We start from the raw sequence: 22,865 nt of genomic DNA, 5'->3' as shown, positions 1-22,865 counted from the left end.
GCGGAGAATGGCCGCGGCCATGCAAGACACTCCAGACCCCGATTCGTTGCCGTCGCTCGCGCGGCATGCCGTGCATGTCTTCGGCGAGCGCGGCCTCGCGCCCGAAGGCGTGGTGCGTGACGACACGCTGGCCGCCGAGGTGCCGGTGGCGCTGGTGTTCAACGGCGTGTCGCACGCGGTGATGATGGCCACGCCGCAAGACCTCGAGGCCTTCGCGCTGGGCTTCGCGCTCAGCGAGGGCATCCTCGACGCCGCCGCCGATTGCCGCGGCATCGAGGTGCGGGTGGTCGATGCCTGCGACGCCGGCCTGCCCGAAGGCATGCCCGGCATCGAGGTGCAGCTGGAGGTTTCCACCCGCAGCTTCGAGCGCCTGAAAGACCGTCGCCGCAGCCTCGCGGGCCGCACCGGCTGCGGCGTGTGCGGCGTCGAGAGCTTCGCGGGGCTCGACCTTGCGCCGCAGCGCGTGCCGCCACGCGCGTGGATCGAACGCATCGACCTGGCCACCGTGCTGCGCGCGTTCGCCGCGATGCCGCCGCGCCAGGTGCTCAATGCCGAAGCCGGCGCGATCCACGCCGCCGCGTGGGCCACGGTCGATGGCGAACTCACCGACCTGATGGAAGACGTGGGCCGCCACAACGCGCTCGACAAGCTGCTGGGCAAGCTCGCGCGGGCAGGGCGGCTTGAAGAGCCGGGCTTCGTGCTGATGTCCAGCCGCGGCAGCCACGAGCTGGTGCGCAAGTGCGCACGCCTGGGCGTCGCGGCGATGGCGACCATCTCGGCGCCGACCGCGATGGGGGTGCGCATGGCGGAACTCAGCGGGTTGCGGTTCTGGGGCTTGTGCAGGGCGCCGCGTGGGGTGCTTTATGCGGATGGGCGAAGCGGCGGCAGCTGAAGCTTCGCGACCGTTTCGAATCGCGTGCAATTGATAACAAGAGCGTTGGCTTATGTTGGCTTTCTGCTCGCCGCGCGATGCAACGGTGTTGCATATCTAACGAAAAACACCCGAATTCTCTAGTTCACTTTTGGCCACATATGTGCAGCCAAACGCCCCCTGAAAATCCGCGCCCGCAGCGTATTCCTCGCTGCATCAGCCCGGATTTTCATGTTCCTGTGTCCACACGCTCGCGCGCCGCAACTGCGTCGCGCCGTTTATCTCGCTTGCCTGTTGCTGGTCACGTCGTCCGGCGTCATCGCACAGGCGAATCCGTCGGCCCCTGATCCTTTTGTAGAGCAACTGCGAAGGCAGGAGCGCGAGCAGGCGCTGCGCGAGCAGCAGGAGAAGTCGATAGACGCTCGCCTGCCGGGCGCACCGAAGACCAGCCCGGCCCGCTTGCCGGAGGTCGAGTCACCCTGCTCGCGCATCGACCGCCTCGTGCTGGCGGGCGAGCGTTCGGCGGACTTTCAGTGGGCGCTGGAGGCTGCCGCAGGCGAGGAGTCGAACGACAGCCCGCTCGGGCGGTGCCTGGGCACGCAGGGTGTCAATGTCGTCATGGGCCGCCTGCAGCAGGCGCTCATTGCGAAGGGTTTCGTGACCACCCGCGTGTTGGCCGCGCCGCAGGACCTTTCAGGCGGAACCCTGACGCTCACGCTCGTACCCGGCCGCATCGCCGCCATTCGCGCAACGCCCGACGCCAGCAGCCGCTTCGGCGGGCACCGGTCGCTGCTTGCAAGCGCCATTCCCGCCGCGCCGGGCGACCTGCTCGACTTGCGAGACATCGAGCAGGGCCTGGAGAACCTCAAGCGAGCGCCCACGGCCGAAGCCGATATTCAGATCGAGCCATCGACCGCACCCGATGCCCGTCCCGGCGACAGCGACCTGATCGTCAAGTACGTGCAAGCCCGCGTGTTCCGCGGCACGCTGAGCACCGACGACAGCGGCACGAAGTCGACCGGCAGGTACCAGGCGGGCGCCACCGTCTCGGTCGACAACCTTTTCGGGCTCAACGACCTTCTTTACCTGAACGCCAACCACAGCGTCGACGGGCACGCCCTGGGCAACCCGCGCCACGGTACCGAAGGCCAGACCTTTCACTACTCGCTGCCCTGGGGCTATTGGCTTCTCGGGTTCACCGCGTCGAACAGCCAGTACAGCCAGACCGTGGCCGGCCTGAACCAGGACTACGTCTATGCAGGCAAGGCCAACAACGCCGAGCTGAAGCTTTCGCGCCTCGTCTATCGCGACCAGCGCCGCAAGACGACCGTGGCTGTGCGCGCCCTGCGGCGTGAGTCGCGCAGCTTCATCGACGACACCCAGATCGACAACCAGCACCGCGTCGTCGGCGGCTGGGAGGCCAGCCTGAGCCACAAGGAATTCATCGGCGAGGCCACGCTGGACGGCAGCCTCGCATTCCGGCAGGGCACCGGCGCATTCGGCGCTCGGCGTGCCCCGGAAGAGGCCTTCGACGAAGGCACGAGCCGCTTTCGGCTCATGACGGCGGACGTGAGCCTCAACGCACCTTTCAAGCTCGGCGAACAGAAGCTTCGCTATGCGGCCCAGTGGCGCGCGCAATGGAACCGCACCCAGCTCACCACGCAGGACCAGTTCGGCATCGGCGGGCGCTACACCGTGCGCGGCTTCGACGGCGAGACCAGCCTGCTCGGCGAGCGCGGCTGGCTGTTGCGCAACGACATCGGCTGGGCGTTGGGGCAGAGCGGCGCCGAGCTCTACGCCGGCATCGACTACGGCCACGTGGGCGGCAGGTCGGTCGCGCTGCTGCTGGGCAACCACCTGGCGGGGGCGGTGATCGGCGTGCGCGGCGCATGGAAGGGCTTGAACTTCGACGTCTTCGTCGGCGCGCCTGTCAGCAAGCCCGAGGGGTATCGCACGGCCAGGGTCACGACGGGGTTCAACCTCAATTTCAGTTTCTAAGGCGCAGGGAGAAAGACACAATGAACAAGCACCTTCACCGGATCATCTTCAATGCCGCGCGCGGCGTGCGCATGGTGGTTCACGAAACCGCGACCAATATTGGCAAGGGGGTCTCGAAAGGCACTTCCAAAGCCGTCGGCACGACGACGATTGCGGCCTCGGCCACGCTCTTCGGTGTGCTGGTGGCGTTGCCCGGCCAAGCCCAGATCGTCTCCGACCCATCGGTGCCAGGCCCTCTGCGCCCGACCGTCCTGGTGGCGCCCAACGGCGTGCCGCTCGTCAACATCCAGACGCCTTCAACCGCAGGCGTGAGCCGCAATGTCTACCAGCAGTTCGACGTGATGCGCAACGGTGCCATCCTGAACAACAGCCGCGTCAATGTGCAGACGCAGCTCGGCGGGTTCGTGCAAGGCAACGCCTGGTTGGCCAAGGGACCGGCGCGCGTCATCCTCAACGAAATCAACAGCGGCAGCCCGACGCAACTGCGCGGGTACGTCGAGGTCGGCGGCCAGCGCGCTGAAGTGATCGTGGCGAACCCGGTCGGCATCAGCGTGGATGGCGGCGGCTTCATCAACGCGAGCCGCGCCACGCTGACCACCGGCACGCCGCAACTCAACGCGATGGGCGGACTCGACAGCTTTCTGGTGCGCGGCGGCACTGTCAGCATCGACGGTGCGGGGCTTGATGCCGGCAAGACGGACTACGCGGCTATCCTGGCGCGCGCCGTGCAGGTGAACGCGGGCATATGGGCGAGCGAGCTGAAGATGGTGGCCGGTGCCAACCAGGTATCGGCGGATTCCGGGCAGGTCACGCCTTTGACCGCCACCGGCGCTGTGCCGACGTATGCGCTCGACGTGGCGGGGCTGGGCGGCATGTACGCGCAAAAGATCACGCTCGTCGGCACCGAGGCCGGGCTGGGCGTGCGCAATGCGGGCATTGTCGGCGCGAGTGCGGGCGGCCTCGTTGTGACCGTGCAAGGTCGGCTGGAGAACACAGGAACGCTCGAGGGGCCGCGGGTCGAACTCGCCAGCAGCGGCGACATCGACAATCGTGGGGGGACGATTCGCCAGACCAGCATGGCCGCGCTCACGATCGATTCGCCGGTGCTGAGCAACACGCGGGGCGGCGTGATCGGGTTCGAACCCATGACCGCAACCACGCCCGCTGCCGGTACAGGCGCGACGGGTTCGACCGGCGCCGCAAATTTTTCGAGCGGCGGTACGGAAAACACCGGCACGACGGCCTCGTACCTGCCCCTGTCTCCAGGAAGCATCACAGCAGCAGGCACGCTCCGGAACGACGGCGGCAAGATCTACGCAGGCGGCCCCATCACCCTGCACAGCGCCAACATCAACAACAACGGCGGCACGCTCAACCTGGCGAGCATGGCCGTCAACCAGCCGACGTTCGACAACCACGGCGGCACGATAACGGTCAGCAACGGCTTCAGCGCGAAGGTCGATCGCTTCGACAACACGGGGGGCAAGCTGAATGCGGGCACCCTGGCGATCGCGGCGACCGGTGACCTGCTCAACGTCGGCGGTGCGTTGACCAGCGCGGCCGACGCGAGCTTTACGGTTGGTGGCAACGCGGACAACACGCGAGGCACGATCGCGGCGAACGGTGCGCTGACGGCTTCCGTCGCGGGTGCCACGAACAACGGCGGCGGCGCCCTGGCTTCCAACCAGCGAGTGGCGTTGAACACAGGGTCGCTTGACAACACCAAGGGCAGCATACTGTCAGCGCAGGCGGGCGTGCAAATCACTGCGATCGGGATGATGGTCAATGGCGTCGGTGGCTCGATCGACGCAGCCACCGACCTGAAACTGAACGCGGGAACGCTCACCAACAACGGCGTGCTGCGCGGCGAGAACGATGTCGACGTGGTGGTCGGCGATGTGCTCGTCAACAACGACAGCATCACGGCGAGGCGTCACACGACGATTGCCGCGGGGCGCGTGCTAAGCAGTGCCGATGGTGTGCTTGCCGCCGGGGTGCAGAGCGACGGACAACTCGGCAGCGCGGGCGATCTGCGCGTTATCGCCACCGGTACTCTGGTCGCCAACGGCACCAACCTTGCCGCCGGCAACGCGACGCTGCGGGGCGCAAGCGTCGATCTCTCCGGCAAGCGGACGAGCGCGGAGAATATCGCCGTCACCTCGACGAGAGGCGATGTGAAGACCAGCAGAGCGACGATCGCGACGCCTGGCGCATTGAGCATTCTTGCCAACGCACAGGCCGGCCAAACGCTGGTGAACGACGGTGGCAAGCTCAATGCCGCTCGGTTGAACCTGAAGGCGTCGAACATTGCCAATACGAACAATGGCGAGATCGTGCAGACGGGGACGGATGCGTCCGCCATTGCGACGTCCGGCGCCTTGAACAACGATGGTGCGCGCATTGCCAGCAACGGCCAGGACCTGAGCCTGCGCGGCGCGACCGTTACCAATGCGGGCGGCAGAATCGAGCATGCCGGCTCAGGCACGCTGAACATCTCGGGCGGCAACTACAGCGGGACGAATGGACAGGTCACGGCCACTGGCTCGTTGGTCGTCGGCATGACGGGGGCCTTCAACCAAGACGGCACCAAGTCCGGCACGAGCGCGAAGCGCATCACGATCGAAGCGGGCTCCTTGAGCAATCGTGGAGGGCAGATCGTGCAGACCGGTACCGATGCGATGCGCATCACGGTGGCCGGTGCGGCGGACAACTCGGGCGGTACGATGGCCGGCAACGGGAACACCACGCTGGTGGCCGCTACGCTGGACAACAGCAGCGGGACCGTGTCGGCAGTCAAGGGAAACCTGAGCGCCACGACCACGGGCAAAACCACCAACGACGCCGGCGTCCTGCAGGCGGGAGCCAGGACCACGTTGTCCGTGGGCGGGCTCGTCAATAGAGGCGGCAAGGTCTTCGGCGACATCCTGAGTGTCGACGCCGGCGGCAACACCTTGGACAACAGCCTCAAGGGCACACTGGCGGCGACCACCACGCTTGACGTGACGTCAGGCCTGCTGAACAACGACACCGGCCTGATCCAGTCCGGTGGCGCGATGACCATCGACACGAACGGCAAGGCGCTCGTCAACACCCATGCGGCCGGCTACACCACGCAGCAGGGCGGCATCAGCAGCGCCGACACCCTCGCGCTGAAAAACGTGGGGGCTGTCGACAACACAGCCGGCTTCATCGGCGCCAAGAATGCGCTGACTGCCAGGACGCAGGCTTTTACCAATACGCTAGCCGGTACAGTGCTCGGCCAATCCAATGTGGAGATCGATACCGGCGGTGCGCGCTACGACAACACCGAAGGCCGGACGCAGGCCGTGAACGACCTGCGCATCGATGCCGGCGGCCTCGTCAATACGCGAGGCCTGATTCGCTCCGGCGCCAGGACCATGGTCAACGCAGGCAGCGTCGTCAACAATAAAACCCAGGGAGAGAGCCAGGGCATCGAAGGCAAGAACGTCGTCATCGGCGCCGCAGGCCTGGACAACACCTCGGGTGCCATCCGCGCCGAACTCGACGCAAGAATCAGCAGCGGCGGCCGTGTCGACAACACGAAGGGCCTGATGTCCGTGAGCGGCACCTTGGCTGTGGTCGACCCCAACGCAGCGAATCCCGGCGCCAAGACGCTCGACCTCGTCAACACCGGCGGCACTTTGGTGGCAGACAAGCACCTTCTGGTGGACGGTGCGGCGTTCAGTGGCGATGGCCGTGCCGTCTCGGCAAAAAATCTGAGCATGGCGCTGACGCAGGACGTCGTCAACAACGGCGAAGTCGCCGCCAACGGAAACCTCAGCTACACCACCACCGGCACGTTCACGAACAACGGCAAGCTGATGGCCGGCCAGAGGCTCACGGTGGGCGGCGCCGACGTCGACAACACCGCAAACGCGGAAATGTCAGGCACCGACACCGTGGTCAACGCTAGTGGGAGCCTGACCAACCGCGGTCTGATCGACAGCAAGGGAAAGACCCAGATCAACGCAGTCACCCTGAAGAACATAGGCACCGGGCGGATCTACGGCAACGCGGTTTCCGTCGGTGCGGTGGCAGTCGAGAACAGCGCTGAAACGCTCAATGGCGCAACCAAGGCAGCGACCGTCGCTGCGCGCGACACACTTCACATCGGTGCGCAGACCGTCGGCAATCGCGAAGGTGCCCTGCTTTTCAGCGTTGGCGCCATGTCCATTCGCGGCGCGCTGGATTCCGGGCGGCTGGCCACGGGCACGGGTGTGACGCTCGACAACGAGAGCGCCAGCATCGAATCGCTGGGCAAGATGACCATTGCCATGCGCAATATCAACAACGTCGATACGCATCTGAAGGTGGCGACCAACAGCAGCACGGTGTTGGTGCCCAGCATCATCACGATGGACGCGAAATCATGGAGTCCCGCAGACACCTGGGGCGAGGTCGACACGCGCTTGGTTCGTCACAGGGGCGCCGATGGCACGGTGAGCGTGATCGGCAAAGGATGGACGGACGCAATCACCAACACGACAGTCACCGAAGACGCGGTCGCTGTCGGTAGCGCTGCACCGGCGCGGATCGTCGCCGGCGGCAACATGACGCTTGACGGGCATCTTTTCAACCGCGACAGCCAGGTGATGGCGGGTGGCGAACTCAATGCGCCCGACGTGGACAACCAGGCCACGCCAGGAAAGCGGGAAACCAGCGTGAGCGCGGTATGGACTGGCTACAACCCCAATCTGCCCGGAAAGGGGCCGGAGAAGCCGCTGTTCATTCCCGCGACAAGGACGGTCGAGACTTACAGGCTCACCGATTACAAACCGTTGTCGAATCTGAACGCGACCCAGGGCTACAACGCTGGCGCTGCTGGAAGCACCCTCGTCGGTGATGCCGCAGGTGGCACAGGCAAGGTCGCTTTCAGCGAGCGCCAACGAGTCATCGTCGAGGTCGCCTCCGATGTAAAAGGCGTGGTCAAGGCCAGGCCGGTGAGTGCGGGTGCGGTCGTCGAAGGTCTCGAAACCGGCAATGCTGGAAGTCGGACGGTGCCGATGGTGGTTCGCACCAGCGTGCCCGATGTGACTGTGCCTCGGGCCAGCCTGTTCGGCTTGAATACGGGCGGCCGGTATCTCATCGAAACCGACCCGCGCTTCGCCAACTACCGCCAGTGGCTGAGCAGCGACTACCTGCTGGCCAACATGGGTGTCGACCCGAACGCCACGCTCAAGCGCCTGGGCGACGGCTTCTACGAGCAGAAGCTCATTCGCGAGCAGGTGGCGCAGCTCACCGGCTATCGGTTCCTGGAAGGTCAGCACAACGACGAGGCGCAGTACACCGCCTTGATGAACAGTGGCGCGACCTTTGCCATGCAGTACGGGCTGCGGCCCGGCATTGCCCTGACGGCAGCTCAGATGGCGCAACTGACCAGCGACATCGTCTGGCTGGTGGAGCAGACGGTGACCCTGCCCGACGGCAGCACGCAGAACCTGCTGGCACCGCAGTTGTATGTGCGCGTGCGCCCGGGCGACATCGACGGTTCTGGGGCACTGCTGAGTGCCGACGCCACGGTCATCGAACGGGGAGGCGGCGATCTTGTGAACACCGGAACCATCGCGGGCCGCGCGATGGTGAAGATCGACAAGGACAACGTCCACAACCTGGGCGGTCGCATCGTAGGCGGTGACGTGAGGGTTCATGCCGCCGGAGACATCGACAACATCGGTGGAAGCATCGTGGCCGGCGACTCGGCGGTGCTGACGGCCGGGCGCGACATCAACGTTCGCACGACCACGCAGACACAGGGCGGGGCGCAGGCCAACCGGACGAACATCGATCGGGTGGCCGGGGTGTATGTGAGCAACCCGAAGGGCACCCTGGCGGCTTCGGCTGGGCGCGATGTCAATTTGGTGGGCGGCATTTTTGCGAACGCCGGTGCGGACAGCGAAACGCTGTTGAAGGCCAAACGCGACATCAACGTATCGACAGTCAAGGAAGCCGTGCACCAGGAGCAGGGCCGTGGCACCGCCCGGTTCCTCAGCCAGAGCAGCAGCCGGGAGATCGGCAGCCAGATCGTCGGTGACGGTGCCGTTACTCTCGATGCCAGGAAAGACATCCGCATTCGCGGCTCGGCCATCAATGCCCAGGGCGATCTGACCCTCAAGGCCCGGGAAGGCAACGTACGCGTCGAAGCTGGTCGCGCCACCGTGGCCCTGGACCTGGCGAGCGACAGCAAGATCAAGGGCTTTCTTTCCAGCAAGACCAACGCGCAGCGCGACAGCCTGCGCGAAGATACCGCCGTCGGCAGCGCGCTCGGCGGGCACAACGTCGGGGTTTCGGGCCAGAACGTCACCGTGTCGGGCAGCGAGGTCATTGCCGACGAGAGCCTGGCGATCGTCGCCAAGCGCGATCTCACGATCGAGGCTGCCCGGAACACCCGCTCGGAGAGCAGCTACCGGGGCACCGCCAAGTCCGGGCTCATGGGCTCGGGCGGCGTTGGCTTCACTGTCGGCAGCCGCAGCGAGAGTACCGACACCCGCGGCGAGAGCACCAGCGCGGCGGCCAGCACCGTGGGCAGCATCGGCGGCAACACGACGCTCATCGCCGGCAACCAATACACCCAGACCGGCAGCCATGTGGTCGTACCCGAGGGCGACGTGACCATTGCCGCGAAGAGCATCAAGATTCAGGAGGCTCGCGAAACCAGTCGAACGCAGACCGTGCAGAAGCAACAATCCGGCGGCCTGACTATTGCGTTGACCGCGCCCGTCGCCAGCGCCGTGCAAGGCATAGGCAACACCGCCAAGGCGGTGCAACGCGCCGGCAGCGGTCGCATGCAAGCATTGGGCGCAGCCTCCATGGCCGCTGAGGCCAAGGGTGTCGCCGACGCCCTGGCCAACGCCAACACCGCGAACCTGGCGGAGTCGATGGGCGTCAACCTGTCGATCAGCCTGGGCGGCAGCCAAAACGTCAGCAAGCGCAATGAGACCAGCGACAGCGCAGCGGGCAGCCGGGTCGAAGGCAAGAACGTCAACCTGCTTGCCTTGGGCGGCGGCAAGAGCAGCAACATCGTGGTGCAAGGCAGCGACATCATTGCGCGCGACACCGCGAGCTTGGTGGCGGAGAACCGCATTGACGTTCTTGCAGCCAAGAACACCAGCGAGCGGCAAGGCGCCAACAAGGGCAGCGGCGGCAGCGTGGGCGTGAGCTTCGGCACCAACGGCCTGATGTTCAACGTCAGCGCGAACGCAAGCCAAGGCAAATCGGATGGAACCGATACCAGCTACACCAACAGCCATGTGAGCGCCGGCAAGGCTGCAAACCTTGCGAGCGGCGGCGACATGACGATCCGTGGCGGCGTGATCGAGGCCGACCGGGTCACCGCCAAGGTTGGCGGCGACCTCAAGATCGAAAGCCTGCAAGACACCAGCACCTCGACCAGCAAGCAGCAAAGCGTCGGCGGCTCGTTGAGCGTGGGATACGGTGTGTGGAGCGCGAGCGTGAACGCAAGCAGCGCCAAGGCCAGCGGCAACTACGCAAGCGTGAAGGAGCAGTCGGGCATCAAGGCCGGAGATGGCGGCTTCGATGTCGACGTGAAGGGCGCCGCGGGCTTGAAGGGCGCGGTGATCGAGAGCACCCAGGCGGCCGTAGATGGCGTGAAGAACACCTTCAAGAGTGCCAGCCTGAGCACCAGCGATATCCAGAACGTCGACATGCACAAGGCAAGCGGAGCGAGTCTGGGCATGGGCGCCTCTGGCCAGCAGCACAAAGGCGAGGACAAGCAACCCATCGCGGGCTCGGATTTCAAGGTGGGCACGGGTGGAGGTGCGGGTGCGGGCACTGCGTCTGGCAAGCAGGCCAGCGTAACGAAGTCGGGCATCAGTGGCATCGCGGGCGACCAGAGCGTGCGCACGGGGGTGGACAGCACGAATGCGCTGGCGAAGAAGTGGAGTACCGACCAGCTTCTGGGCGAAGTACAGGCCCAGGCGCAGATCACGCAGACGTTCGGGCCCAAGGCGGCAAAGGCGGTCGGCGACTATGCCGGCACGCAGATCGACAAATACGAGCGGGCTCAACTGCAGGCGCAGCAGGCGAACAAAGTCTTGAACGACCCGGGCGCGAGCGACGGACAAAGGGCGCAGGCCGCTGCTGATCTGGCCAATGCCAACAGCACGCTTGCAGCGGAGCAGCAGAACTACGACAACTGGAAGGAGGGTGGCGCTTCGCGTGTTCTGGCGCATACCTTGGTTGGAGGGCTCACTGGCAATGTGCAAGGTGCGGCGGGTGCTGCGCTGGCGTCGGCGGCGGCGCCGACCATCGAAGACTTGACTCGCAACATGCCCGAAGGGATCAAGGGCGCTGTGGGTGCGGGGCTGGCTGCGGGGCTGGGGGCGGCAGGAGGGGGGATGGCCGGCGCGGCGGCGGGGGTAAATGAGGACTTCAACAACCGTCAGTCAAATGCCGCACAGCGAGAGGCGCTGGCCCGTCTGCAGCAAAGCAAGGGGGAAGCCGATCAGAAAAAGCTGGCCGACGCCATGTGCGCGATTTTGAAGTGCGCGGCGGGGGTGGATCCGAACAGCGCGGGATACGCCGCGCTGGTGTCCTCGCAGAACCGTGGAACTGACTACACGGACGAGCAACGGTCGCTCCTGACGAAGGGTGTGTTCTCAGAGTATGGGTTGTGGTCGGACGGTGCCATTGACATTGCAAGCCGGCTCTTGCACAACGCCCGGGATGAGGTTCATGGGGCGGGCAGCGGTGCGGGCTATCTCGGAAATGTTGTAGCCAACGATTTCAGATCTGCAGTAGCGTCGGCAAACCAGCCGGATATTCCGCCTGACATTGATAGCGGAGGCAAGCCGCCTGCGGCGGGCGGAAGTGCGGTCGTTGTGGGACTGGCGCCGACGATGTGGTGCATCCCCCCTGCTTGTATTCCTGGCCTCGCACCTGTGGTTTCCGGAGGACGACTTGGATATGCGCCTGGAAATTGGACGCTGGCGACCGACGGTTCAAGCGAGCGCGCAAGCCATGTTGGAGGTCAACTTGGCGGCACGAAGAAAGGTGGAGAAAAAGGCGAAATAAATCCTTCCCCTTCTTCGGGATTTTCTCCGTACTTGAAGAGATCGATCAAAAGCGCGCTATTAAATATAGAAGGCGGTGGCGGTGTACCACGTATGGATGAAAAAACGGGAGCGCAAACAGTATTTGATGGAACGAGAAAAATTGGTCAGGCCCAATGGGCGGGAGCTCTTGAGTACAGCGTTCCAGGAGGAACATCATTAGAAAGGATCTTAATTAAAAAACTTCCCAATGGCGAAGTAATTCGAGGATATAGCCTCGATCACTACACAACAATTGTTAAGTTAAAGTAGGCGACATGAGTAATGCTGCACCCCTTTTTTTGCGCGACGAGTCTGGTGAATTGGATTGTCATTTTTTAGTTAAATCGATTTCCGGAATTCCTTTGCATGCCTCGTTAGAAGATGGATGGGAAGAAAGAAATTATTTAATCTTTATTGAGGAAGTGGCAGGCTCGGAGGAAAAACTCGTTTTGCACGAAACGACCTTTTATTCTGTATCCAAAATAATCGATGCTATTCCCGTATGCATCGCAACTTTCGCTTGTAAAAGAATCTTCTTGAGGGAAGATGGAATTGGATTTATTGGCGCCGTTGGAGAGTCGAATATGCTGGCTGCTCAAATAATGGATATTTGGTCGAAAGGGGGCGAATTTGGGTGGCGAGAATTAAGCGTAAATCTTAGGAGCTCTTGGTTGATGGCATGCATGACTTTAGCTAGCAGTCGCGATTGGAAGCAATCTGTCGTGAGTAGCTTGATTGTCATTGATCCCTCCGATTTGGAATCGGAATATGATTTATATTGTTATTTCGGGGAGAAATTCTTTGGAGCCAAGGGGTATGTAGGAACAAACCTTGCCGGGTTTTATGACGTCTTGTCGCACAACGAATTTAGAGGTGTCGCGGTTTTTATTTCAGATGAATTTCGATGGCGCGATATTTTTAAAAAGGCGACTCAGGATCACGGCTATTTCGATGATTTTGTTGCAACGGCTAGACGGGCTGGAGTAGTCATAGAAAATAAAAAATAGCAAGGTCAAGGGCGCCGTTTTGAGTATTCGCTGAACTTCAAGCGGCTAGCAATGCAACCGAGCAAAAAAATGTTGACTGTTTTTTCATGGCAATTGAGCCACGCGGCGTGCGCCCGGCCCTGCGCAGGTTGTTAGCGGTAGCGTGACCGACATACAAATGCCCGGTAACTTTAGGCTTGGCTATGTCACTCACCTGGTGGACCCCATCACTCAATCCGTCGTCAACATCACGCTACCTAAACAGCATGGCCTTGACCGCGGTTGGGTTGTTCGCTCTGTGTCGACAAACCCGAGCGGTCAAACTTTCGTCAATTCGTACGGAGCAGGAACAGGTGCGAATCCGATGAATGTCAACGTGTGGGGCGCAAATCCCGTATGGGGAGGCAATGTCAACATGTCTATTCGACCGCTTAGCTCGCCAAGCAGCGCAGTAAACAGTATCTTGTGTCAGAGATTTGGGAGTTGCAATTAATGACTGCACTTTCCTTTGGCTGGAAGGCTGGATGGCTCTGCTTTTTTGGCGGATTTTCGCTGGTGCTCTTTATGGTGACTTCGGTTGTTTATCTTGGTCAGCAAACATCAGAGATTTTGGGTTTAGAAGGAATCAGTGAAATTTTTACCATTTGGGTAATGGGTGCTGTGATAACAGGAATTTTCGGTACTCCTTGTTTGGCAGTCATCGAAAAATACTTCTTTCGGTTCTCCTCTCGCTACATGATCGGCGGTGCTATCGCCGCTTGGATTGCATGGATTTCGATGGCGGGTCCCCTCTTCACTCCTGATCGTTGGCATTTTGAGGACCTGAATAATTGGGTGGGATCTGGACTTGGTTATGTAGGGATTTACGTAGGTCTTGGCTTCACGACAGGTACTTTTTTAACCCTCTTTCTCCGGTTCTTCGAACGTCGGACCAATAGTTGATGCCACTGTCTTGGTAGCAGATGTGGTGGAGCGACGGCAGTCGGTGCCGTACTGAGGTATGGCCTGTCGATATTGGTAAGTTCGGTTCATGGAGTAGGAGTTAAAGATCATGACGTTTTCAATTTATGCATTGATTGGCGACAAGGCTCCAATTGTTACGATTGAATCGCTGGCATCTGATCTAAGGCGTTTCTTTCGCAACGAGGAAAAATTCTCGTTTAAATTTGAGCAGTTGCCATTTGCACGAATGCGGGGATGGGCTCAGCGGCTTCGGGCACTGTCGCAGGTTACGTCGTCGGCAAAGGCATCGAAATCCAGGTACAGCGTCGAATGGACCCACAGGGCTGGTGGAGGCCTGCGTGGGTAGATGTTGGTCTCGGCATATTTAGACCAAATACACCGAACAAAGTCTCGGGGGCTTTTGGAAATATCGGATAAAGCACCAGTCAAGAGGTGCTTGGAAAAAATAAAGAATAATTTGAATGAGCCTTTGTCGAAATGAAATCAATTTTTCAATTCACTGGAGCATTCATTTTTTCGACGCTGGCGTGCATGCTGGCCCTAGCTTTCATGACGCTGATCTTGGAAGGATTCGTGGGGCCGCTGTTAAGCTGGATTTTTTTGGACAGATGGGAGTGGTCGCCAATCGGCGCCTGGGTTCGCACGAGCATATTAGGTGCCGCGGTCGGCGCGGTCGCTAACGTATTTTTTACCAACTACACGTGGCTTTTGAAAGCGCGGGCGACATTGCTTCGAAGGTCAGTTGTTACTGCGCTGGTCATTGGTGGCAGCATCTTTGCCATCGTAATGGTGCGTGAATATGTGGGCCAGTTTCTGCCTGACGAAGGACGCTATGCCAACCAGACGGGCCCTGACAAGGATCTCGTCTTCTATACGAACGCCCGAGCGCAGCAAAAGAGCGAAACGATTCGCCAGATTATGTTTATGCATGTGGAGCAAGCGGACAACGGAAAATAGACGAGGTGGCAAATCTTCCTGTTCGAATTGACGCTCGCAGCTACGTGTAAGCACAGATCTAACTCTTGCTAACGCTCACCATAAATCCCCACGCACCGATTATTCGTCAGCAGTCCAACCCCAAAACCAGATCAGCCACAGCGTCGATCCCCTGATCAGACAAATCCCCAGCAACCACACTCCGCCGCCTCCCCCAATCCCGAAAATGCATCTCCTGCGACTTCTCATAATGCGGGTCGTAATGCAACGCCATCAGCTCCGCAAACAAGCGCGGCAAATCCGCCTCCCGCGCCCACTGCTGCCAGCGCCCCACCGTCTCCTTGCCCTGCAGTTCCTTCAGCGCCCCTAGCTTCTCCGCCAGCGCCTCGCGGTCATCCCCCAGGTACGCGTAGTCGCGCAGCAGATAGTCCAGCCGCGCCTCGGGCGTCGCGGACACCTCGATGCAGGCCGCCGCGCGCATCTGTGTCACCAGCGGCAACGGCAGCGACAGCCTGCCGATGCGGATGCTCTCCCCCTCCACGTACAGCGGCCGTTCAAGGTCGATGGCCTCCAGCACGCTCGCGATGCGCGTCTCGAAGTGCTTCTGCGACGGCTGCGCCACCCCTGGCAGCGACCCCAGCAGCGAGCCCTTGTGGCTCGCGAAGTCTTCCAGGTCGAGCACCTGCGCCCCGCGCGCGGCCAGCGCATGCAGCACGCGTGTCTTGGCGCTGCCGGTGGCGCCGCAGACCACGCGCAGGTCGAGCCGGGGCGTGAGCGCGTCGATCTGTGAAATCACGTGTCGGCGAAAGCTTTTGTAGCCGCCCGCGAGCTGCTGCGCGTCCCACCCCACGAGCCGCAGCCACGTGACCATCGAGCCGCTGCGCATGCCGCCGCGCCAGCAGTACACCAGCGGCTTCCACTTCTCGGGCCGGTCGGCCAGCGTGTCGCGCAGGTGCCGCGCGATGTTGGCCGCGACCATCGCGCCGCCGATGCGCCGGGCCTCGAAGGCGCCGGTCTGCACGTAGGTGGTGCCGACGATGCGGCGCTCTTCGTCGTCGAGCACGGGGCAGTTGATGGCGCCGGGAATGTGGTCGAGCGCGAACTCCGCCGGTGAGCGGGCGTCGATCAGGGTGTCGAAGGCGTGGCGGTCGGGCACGCGCACGGGTTGGCGATGGCTCATGGCGGGTTCGGGCTCATGGGGGCATTGTCTGCCTGCCGGTCAGGCATACGCGGGCCCGAGGCCGCGGCGCAAGCGAGCGCTCGCCAGGTCGACGAAGGTGACGAGCACGAACATGGCGATCAGCACGCTCATGGCCTGCTGCTGCTGGAAGATCGACAGGTGGAAGTACAGCAGCTGCCCCAGCCCGCCGCCGCCCACGAAGCCCAGCACGGCGGCCATGCGGATGTTCATCTCCCAGCGGTACAGGGTGTAGGCCACCCACTGCGGCAACACGATGGGCAGGCTGGCGTAGCTGAAGGCGGCGACCGGGCCGGCGCCCGACAGGGTCAGCGCATGCTCGGGCTCGCGCGGCGCGTTCTCCAGCGCCTCGGCGAACAGGCGGCCCAGCACGCCGGTGGTGTGCAGCGCCAAGGCCAGCGCGCCGGCGAACGGGCCGATGCCCGCGGCCAGCACCATCAGCGCGGCCCACACGAGCTCGGGCACGCTGCGCAAGAAGTTGAGGACAAAGCGCGCGCCATGGCGCAGCACGCCGCCCGGCCCACCCCCTCGCCCCGAAGCCGGCAGTGCCAGCGCCGCGCCCGCGAGGGCGGCCAGCACCGTGCCCAGCGCCGAGACGGCCAGCGTCTGCAGCGCGCCGTGGCCGACCTTGGCGAGGAACTCCGGCGACGTGTCCGGCGGAAAGAACTCGGCGATGAACTTGCCCATGAGCCGCAGCGACTCGGCCGAGCCCAGCGCCCGGTAGTCGATGCCCAGGTAAACAAAGCTCGCGACCACGGCCGCGCCGATCAGCAGCAGCGCGATGCGGCAGCGCCAGCAGGGCGGCGGAGAACTCGGTAGGGAGGGCGGCAACGTGCTCATGCGAGCAGCCTTCGCAACGCGTTGCTCAGCACGTCCGCCAGCAGCACCAGCGCCAGGAACACCAGCAGGATGCTGCTGGCCTCGCCGCCGTTGAGCATCTTCATCGACTGGTCCATCAACTGACCCAGCCCGCCCGCGCCCACGAAGCCCATCACCACCGACGCGCGCACGGCGCATTCCCAGCGGTACACGGTGTACGAGGCCAGCTCCTGCGCGGTGTTCGGCAGCAGCCCGTAGCACAGCGCTGCGAGCCGGCCGCTGCCGCCTTCGAGCAGGGCGCGCGCGGGGCGGGTGTCGGTCGACTCGAGGATCTCGGCATACACCTTGCCGAGCATGCCGCCGTAGGTGATGGCCAGTGCCAGCACGCCCGACGCCGGACCGAGCCCGAGCGCGCGCACGAACAGCAGCGCCCACACGATCTCCGGAATGGCGCGCAGCACCATCAGCACCCAGCGCGCGGCCTGGCGCACCACGCCGGCCTGCACGCGACCCGGCCCCGGGCCGATGCGCGAGATCGACAGCGCGCGCGTGGTGACGAAGCCCAGCGGCGCGCCGATCAGCAGCGCCAGCGCGGTGCCGGCCGTGGCCATGGCGAGCGTCTCCAGCGTGGCCTTGAAGAGCAGGGCCAGGAAGTCGGGCGCGGCGGCCGGCGGAAAAAAGCCTGCCAGGAAGCCGCCGATGACGGCGAGGTTGCCGCCTTTGAACAGCGCCCACGGCTTGAATTCGGACAGCGCCAGCATCGGCCACGCAATGACCAGCGCGGCGAGCCATGCGGCCAGCCGGCGTGCCACGGCCGGGTCGCGCGGGGTGACGGCGGCGGCGGCGGCGGCGTTCATGCGCAATCGGGGCGCTGGAAGGCCGCTTCGGTCGCGGTGCCCGGTGGCGCCGGCCGCTGCGGCGTTGCGAGACCGCCTTCGCTCGCATACAGCGCGTCGAGCATGGCGGGCGTGACCTGCGCGGCTGGCAGGTCGAACATCACTTGCCCGTTGCGCATGCCGACGATGCGCGGGAACCAGCGCAGCGCCAGGTCGACTGCATGCAGCGACGCCACCAGCGTGGCGCCGGTCGCTTCACTCTGCGCCACAAGCTGCGCGATGGCGGCATCGGCCAGCGTGGGATCGAGCGCGGACACCGGCTCGTCGGCCAGCAGCAGGGCGGGGCGCTGGTACAGCGCGCGTGCGATGCCGACACGCTGCAGTTGCCCGCCCGAGAGGCGGTCGCAGCGATCGAACAGGCGGTCTTCCATCGACAGGCGCGACAGGGCCTCGTGCGCGCCGGCGATGTCAGACGGATGAAAGAGCGAGCCGAGCGCGCGCAGCGTCGACCATTCGCCGAGCCGCCCTGCGAGCACCGCGGTGACCACGCGCAGGCGCGGCGCGATGGGCGGCGACTGGTGCACGGTGCCGATGCGGGCGCGCAGTTGCTTCAGCGCGGTGGCGTTGAGTTGCCAGGGCTTCACGCCCAGTGCTTGAATTTCTCCTTCGGTGGGGCGCAGCGCGGCGCCGAGCACGCGCAGCAGCGTGGTCTTGCCGGCGCCTGAAGGGCCGATGACGGCGATGCGTTCGCCTGCAGTGGCGGACAAGGTCACGTCGGACAGCGCGCGGTGGCCGTTGGGGTGGACCATGCCGAGGGCTTGGAGGGAGAAGCTCACGTCGCGCGATGTCCCGAGGCTGCCCCCTCACCCCAGCCCACTCCCGCGAGTGGGAGAAGGAGAGGGCGCCCATGCAAACAGCCAAGCCCTGTCTTGCCCCCTCTCCCGCCTGCGGGAGAGGGTTGGGGTGAGGGTCCCCCCGCCTTCCACGGAATCACTTGATCAACCCAGCCGACTTCCCCGCCGTCTCGATCCCGTCGTAGTTCGACGACTTCGTCGGAATGAACTTGCTCGCGCGTTGCAGCACCATGATCTCCTTGTGCGCCGGGTTCGCCGGGTCGAGCTTCAGGAAGGCGTCGGTCAGCTTCTTCTGCAGCGCCGGGTCCATGCCGGGGCGCACCGTCCAGTTGTAGTCGTAGTAGGTCGGCGTGGTCGCCAGCACGCGCACCTTGGCGGCGTTGGGGTTCTTGGACTCCACCAGCTTGTCCCACACCGAGGCGTTGAGCACGCCTGCTTCGGCGCGCGACGCGGCCACGAAGGCCACGGTGGCGTCGTGCGCGCCCGAGAAGGCGACGGTCTTGAAGTCTTTCTCGGGGTTGATGCCCGCCTGCAGCAAGAAGTAGCGCGGCATCAGGCTGCCCGAGGTGGACGAGGGCGCGCCGAAGGCAAAGGTCTTGCCCTTCAGGTCGGCCAGGGTCTTGGCGGGGCTGTCGATGGGCACGATGAACTTGCTGGTGAACACCTCGTCTTCCGCGCGCTGCACGATGGGCACCGCGCCGCCGTTGGTGCGGATGCGCGCCTGCACGTAGGTGAAGCCGCCCAGCCAGGCCAGGTCGATCTTGTTGGTGGCCAGGCCTTCGACCACGGCGGCGTAGTCGGTCACGGGCGTGAACTGCACGTCCATGCCGGTCTCCTTCTTCAGGTAGTCGCCCAACGGCGTGAACTTGCGCTGCAGCTCGGTGGGCGCCTCGTCGGGAATGGCCGACACGCGCAGCACGCCCTGGGCCAGGGCGCCGAGGCTCGCGACGGAAAGGGCCAGCGCGATCGCTGCATGGGTGAGAGTCTTCTTCATGGATATGCCTCCGGCACGTGGGGGATGGGAAAGGACGGGGTGGTCAAAAAGAGGGGCGCTTCGATAATCGGCCGATGAACCCAACGCTCATGAACCCGCTCGCGCCGTTGCGCCTCACGAGTTTCTCGCATGGCGGCGGCTGCGGCTGCAAGATCGCGCCGGGCGTGCTCTCGCAGATATTGAAGAACCACGCGGGCGGCATGATTCCGCCCGAGCTCATGGTGGGCATCGAGACCGCCGACGACGCGGCCGTGTACAGGCTCAACGACCAGCAGGCGCTGGTCGCGACCACCGATTTTTTCATGCCCATCGTGGACGACCCGTACGAGTTCGGCCGCATCGCCGCAACCAACGCGATCAGCGACGTGTACGCGATGGGCGGCCGGCCGATCATGGCGCTGGCGCTCGTGGCCATGCCGATCAACCAGCTGCCGGTGGAGGTCATCGCCGAGATCGTGCGTGGCGGGCAGGACGTGTGCCGCGCGGCCGGCATCCCCATTGCGGGCGGCCACACCATCGATTCGGTGGAGCCCATCTACGGCCTCGTCGCGCTGGGACTGGTGCACCCCGAGCGCGTGCGGCGCAATGCCGACGCCAGGGCCGGCGACGTGCTGGTGCTGGGCAAGCCGCTGGGCGTGGGCGTGCTGTCCGCGGCGCTGAAGAAGGAGCAGCTGTCGGAGACGGGGTACCGACAGCTCATCGACAACACGACGCGCCTGAACACGCCGGGCATTGCGTTGTCCGCGCTCGACGGCGTGCATGCGCTGACCGACGTGACCGGCTTCGGGCTGGCCGGGCACACGCTGGAACTGGCACGCGGTGCGAAGCGCACCGCCGTCGTCGAATGGTCGAAGGTGCCCTTGCTCGACAACGTGGTGGCGATGGCGGCGGCGGGTTTCGTCACCGGTGCGTCGGGGCGCAACTGGGCGGGCTACGGCGCCGACGTCGCGCTGGCTGCCGGGTTGCCCGCCACTGCGCGGGATTTGCTGAGCGATCCGCAGACCTCGGGCGGGTTGCTGGTGAGCTGCGCACCCGAGGCGGTCGATGCGGTGTTGAAGATTTTCCGCGACGAAGGGTTCGCGAAGGCGGCGGTGATCGGGCGTGTAGAGGCTGGCGAGCCGGCGCTGCGCGTGGTTCCGTAGCGCTTCGTGTTTCTCCCTCCCCCTCTGGGGGAGGGCAGGGGTGGGGGCACGCGGCGGTCGATGAAGCACCGCGGCAGAACCAGGGCCGCCTGCCCCCATCCCAGCCTTCCCCCAAAGGGGGAAGGAGCAAGACAAATACGGCGGAAGAGCGAAGGAGTCGAACCTTCCCGGCGACGACTGGCGCCACCCACCGGGTTTGAAGCCCGGCCGCCCCACCAGGGACGATCCCCTCCCATGACTGCGTTCGTCGTTCACGGCCTCGCCCCGAACAACGAGGTGTCGGGCCGCAGCAGGTGCGTGTCCTTCACGCGCCTTGTCAGCCCCACACGGTCGAAAAACTCCAGCAGCTGGATCGCGCGCTTGCGCCCCAGCCCCGTCGCGTCGCGAAAGCTCGCGGCCTGCAAGCCTTCGGGCCCCGCGAGCGCATCGCGCGCGATGGCCGCGAGCCGCTCGACGGTGGCCAGCGGATAGTACAAGTCCTTCACCACCTGGAAAGCCTCGCCCCGGCGCGCGAGGCCGGCCAGCGTCTGTCGCACCATCTGCTCGCTCGCCGCGCAGTCCTTCGCCAGGTCGCGCACCCACGGCGGATCGAAGCCGCCGTCGGCCAGCCTGGGCAACAGCTTCTGCGCGAGCTTCTGCTCGGCCTCGTTCAGGCGCGCCGCGTGGTCCGGCAGGTGCATCCACGTGCCGCTGCGCACCAGCGCGCCACGCGCGAGCAGCGCGTCGATCGCGTGGCGCCACAGTGCATCGCCGGTGCGCGGCGCGGCCAGGCGCTTCAGGCGTCGCGCGTCGGGGCCGACCTCGTCGGGCGAGCCGCGGTGGAAGTCGGCGAGCCGCTCGACGACCTGCGCTTGCAGCGCGTCCAGGTGCGCTTGCGCGATGGCCGTGTCGGCGATGCGCACCGCGTCGTCGGGCCACTGCAGCGCCGCTTCGTTCGCCAGCGACAGCGCACGCGCCAGCCGTTCGGCGTCGATGCCCAGCGGCGCGCTGTGCAGCAGCGCGGCCACGCGCGCGGCACGGTGGTCGATGGCCCACGCCGCCAAGGTTCGCAGCCGCTCGGGCGTGCGCCGATAGCGCACCGGCGCGAACGGGTCGAGCACGCGCACGCCGGCCACCGTGCGCGTGGCCGACGCGTCGCGCAGCACGCCCCGGTCGCCGTGCCATGCGCCCACTGCGTCGCGCAGCACCAGCTGCGCCGGCGCGGTCTCGCCGGGCGTGAGCGCGTCGCGGTCGAGCAGCGCGACCGAGGCCATCACGTCGCTCGCGCCCAGGTGCGCATGCACTGCGGTGCCCGAGCGAAGCGGCCTGGCCTCGCCGGGCCACAGCGTGAGCAGCACATCGATGCGGTCGCTCGACAGCGCGACCTCGCGTGCGCAGACCCAGTCGCCGCGGTGCATCTCGTCCTTCGCGACGCCGGCCAGCGCGAGCGCGCAGCGTTGCCCCGCGTGCGCGGCTTCGGCCTGCTGGTTCTGCGCATGGATGCCGCGCACGCGCACGGTGCGCTCGCCGGGCATCACGCGCAGCTCGTCGCCGATGCGCACGCTGCCGCTGAAGACCGTGCCGGTGACGACCGTGCCCACGCCCGAGAGCGTGAAGCTGCGGTCGACCGCCAGCCGGAACGCGAGCGCGTCTTCGTGTGTGCGCTCGGTGCGCGCCACGTCGAGCAGCCGCTCGCGCAGCGCCTCCATGCCTTCGCCTGTCGTGGCCGACACCGCGAGCATCGGCGCCTGCGACAGGGCCGTGGGTGCGAGCAGGGCCGCGACGTCGGCACGCACCTCGGCAAGCCTCTGGTCGCGAAGGCCGGCGTCGATGCGGTCGATCTTGGTGATGGCGACGGTGGCCTCGCGCACGCCGAGCAGCGAAACCACCGCCAGGTGCTCGCGCGTCTGCGGCATCACGCCGTCGTCGGCGGCGACCACCAGCAGGGCGTGGTCGACGCCGGTGGCGCCGGCCAGCATGGTGTGCAGCAGGCGCTCGTGGCCGGGCACGTCGACGAAGCCGAGCGACACGCCGTCGGGCGCGTGCAGGTAGGCGTAGCCCAGTTCGATGGAGATGCCGCGGCGTTTTTCCTCGGGCAGGCGATCGGTGTCCACGCCGGTGAGCGCGCGCACGAGCGTGGTCTTGCCGTGGTCGATGTGGCCCGCGGTGCCGATGATCATGGCGCGCGGACTTGCTCCTTCCCCCTTTGGGGGAAGGC

At 64.9% G+C, this 22,865-nt stretch carries 13 protein-coding genes and 1 tRNA gene; 7 read left to right on the top strand and 7 right to left on the bottom strand.

The genetic code is table 11. The features are described 5' to 3' along the window. Positions 1-19 precede the first annotated feature (19 nt). The 6 genes from fdhD (at position 20) to QTI51_RS25000 (ending at position 14,846) form a co-directional block, all read left to right on the top strand. A complete protein-coding gene (gene fdhD, locus QTI51_RS25025) occupies positions 20-892 on the top strand; it encodes a formate dehydrogenase accessory sulfurtransferase FdhD (protein WP_116911111.1) in 873 nt (290 codons plus the stop codon). Positions 893-1,102: 210 nt separating this feature from the next. Further along, positions 1,103-2,869: a ShlB/FhaC/HecB family hemolysin secretion/activation protein gene (locus tag QTI51_RS25020; protein ID WP_116910885.1), complete on the top strand. Its 1,767-nt coding sequence runs from the start codon at positions 1,103-1,105 to the stop codon at positions 2,867-2,869. 20 nt (positions 2,870-2,889) lie between these two features. Next, positions 2,890-12,210 carry a two-partner secretion domain-containing protein gene (locus QTI51_RS25015; RefSeq protein WP_165840378.1) on the top strand — a complete coding sequence of 3,107 codons (9,321 nt, stop codon included), beginning with the start codon at positions 2,890-2,892 and terminating at the stop codon, positions 12,208-12,210. A gap of 5 nt (positions 12,211-12,215) precedes the next feature. Continuing rightward, positions 12,216-12,947, top strand: coding sequence for a hypothetical protein (locus QTI51_RS25010; protein WP_132748876.1), 732 nt, complete (start codon positions 12,216-12,218; stop codon positions 12,945-12,947). A gap of 471 nt (positions 12,948-13,418) precedes the next feature. Continuing rightward, complete coding sequence (locus QTI51_RS25005; protein WP_132748877.1) at positions 13,419-13,868, top strand: hypothetical protein; 450 nt, start codon at positions 13,419-13,421, stop codon at positions 13,866-13,868. Positions 13,869-14,366: 498 nt separating this feature from the next. Continuing rightward, complete coding sequence (locus QTI51_RS25000) at positions 14,367-14,846, top strand: hypothetical protein (protein WP_132748879.1); 480 nt, start codon at positions 14,367-14,369, stop codon at positions 14,844-14,846. A gap of 106 nt (positions 14,847-14,952) precedes the next feature. Here QTI51_RS25000 and mnmH read toward each other — a convergent pair whose 3' ends face one another. The 5 genes from mnmH to QTI51_RS24975 form a co-directional block, all read right to left on the bottom strand. Next, positions 14,953-16,005, bottom strand: coding sequence for a tRNA 2-selenouridine(34) synthase MnmH (gene mnmH, locus QTI51_RS24995; RefSeq protein ID WP_116910888.1), 1,053 nt, complete (start codon positions 16,003-16,005; stop codon positions 14,953-14,955). A 39-nt stretch (positions 16,006-16,044) separates the two neighbouring features. Then, positions 16,045-16,863 (bottom strand): phosphonate ABC transporter, permease protein PhnE, encoded by an 819-nt coding sequence (gene phnE, locus QTI51_RS24990; protein ID WP_286516302.1) that lies wholly within the window; start codon positions 16,861-16,863, stop codon positions 16,045-16,047. Continuing rightward, positions 16,860-17,699 carry a PhnE/PtxC family ABC transporter permease gene (locus tag QTI51_RS24985; protein WP_286516303.1) on the bottom strand — a complete coding sequence of 280 codons (840 nt, stop codon included), beginning with the start codon at positions 17,697-17,699 and terminating at the stop codon, positions 16,860-16,862. Before QTI51_RS24985 ends, phnE begins: the two co-directional genes overlap by 4 nt. Beyond that, positions 17,696-18,514, bottom strand: coding sequence for a phosphonate ABC transporter ATP-binding protein (locus tag QTI51_RS24980; RefSeq protein WP_116910890.1), 819 nt, complete (start codon positions 18,512-18,514; stop codon positions 17,696-17,698). Before QTI51_RS24980 ends, QTI51_RS24985 begins: the two co-directional genes overlap by 4 nt. Before the next feature lie 154 nt (positions 18,515-18,668). Then, the gene (locus tag QTI51_RS24975; protein ID WP_116910891.1) at positions 18,669-19,526 is read right to left on the bottom strand and encodes a putative selenate ABC transporter substrate-binding protein; all 858 of its coding nucleotides are present in this window, start codon (positions 19,524-19,526) and stop codon (positions 18,669-18,671) included. A 74-nt stretch (positions 19,527-19,600) separates the two neighbouring features. Here QTI51_RS24975 and selD point away from each other — a divergent pair, with 74 nt between their 5' ends. Then, entirely contained in the window at positions 19,601-20,668 is a 1,068-nt protein-coding gene (gene selD / locus QTI51_RS24970; RefSeq protein ID WP_207786740.1) for a selenide, water dikinase SelD, read from the top strand. Positions 20,669-20,809: 141 nt separating this feature from the next. On the opposite strand, the gene QTI51_RS24965 is transcribed toward selD, so the two are convergent. Both QTI51_RS24965 and selB read right to left on the bottom strand, forming a co-directional pair. After that, positions 20,810-20,902: transfer RNA gene (locus tag QTI51_RS24965), tRNA-Sec, on the bottom strand. A 17-nt stretch (positions 20,903-20,919) separates the two neighbouring features. Continuing rightward, positions 20,920-22,827 carry a selenocysteine-specific translation elongation factor gene (gene selB / locus QTI51_RS24960; RefSeq protein WP_116910893.1) on the bottom strand — a complete coding sequence of 636 codons (1,908 nt, stop codon included), beginning with the start codon at positions 22,825-22,827 and terminating at the stop codon, positions 20,920-20,922. Between the last annotated feature and the right edge of the window lie 38 nt (positions 22,828-22,865).

This window comes from Variovorax sp. J22G73 (assembly GCF_030317035.1).
In the GTDB taxonomy this organism is placed as follows: domain Bacteria; phylum Pseudomonadota; class Gammaproteobacteria; order Burkholderiales; family Burkholderiaceae_C; genus Variovorax.
The sequence above is the reverse complement of the archived record's forward strand: the minus strand, read 5'-3'. Positions and strand labels throughout refer to the sequence as shown.

Coding starts and splice junctions, on each gene's coding strand:
- QTI51_RS24975 (WP_116910891.1), bottom strand. CDS start 19,526: ATGAAGAAGACTCTCACCCATGCAGCGATCGCGCTGGCCCTTTCCGTC.
- QTI51_RS25020 (WP_116910885.1), top strand. CDS start 1,103: ATGTTCCTGTGTCCACACGCTCGCGCGCCGCAACTGCGTCGCGCCGTT.
- QTI51_RS25010 (WP_132748876.1), top strand. CDS start 12,216: ATGAGTAATGCTGCACCCCTTTTTTTGCGCGACGAGTCTGGTGAATTG.
- QTI51_RS24985 (WP_286516303.1), bottom strand. CDS start 17,699: ATGAACGCCGCCGCCGCCGCCGCCGTCACCCCGCGCGACCCGGCCGTG.
- QTI51_RS25005 (WP_132748877.1), top strand. CDS start 13,419: ATGACTGCACTTTCCTTTGGCTGGAAGGCTGGATGGCTCTGCTTTTTT.
- fdhD (WP_116911111.1), top strand. CDS start 20: ATGCAAGACACTCCAGACCCCGATTCGTTGCCGTCGCTCGCGCGGCAT.
- QTI51_RS25015 (WP_165840378.1), top strand. CDS start 2,890: ATGAACAAGCACCTTCACCGGATCATCTTCAATGCCGCGCGCGGCGTG.
- selB (WP_116910893.1), bottom strand. CDS start 22,827: ATGATCATCGGCACCGCGGGCCACATCGACCACGGCAAGACCACGCTC.
- mnmH (WP_116910888.1), bottom strand. CDS start 16,005: ATGAGCCATCGCCAACCCGTGCGCGTGCCCGACCGCCACGCCTTCGAC.
- selD (WP_207786740.1), top strand. CDS start 19,601: ATGAACCCAACGCTCATGAACCCGCTCGCGCCGTTGCGCCTCACGAGT.
- QTI51_RS25000 (WP_132748879.1), top strand. CDS start 14,367: ATGAAATCAATTTTTCAATTCACTGGAGCATTCATTTTTTCGACGCTG.
- phnE (WP_286516302.1), bottom strand. CDS start 16,863: ATGAGCACGTTGCCGCCCTCCCTACCGAGTTCTCCGCCGCCCTGCTGG.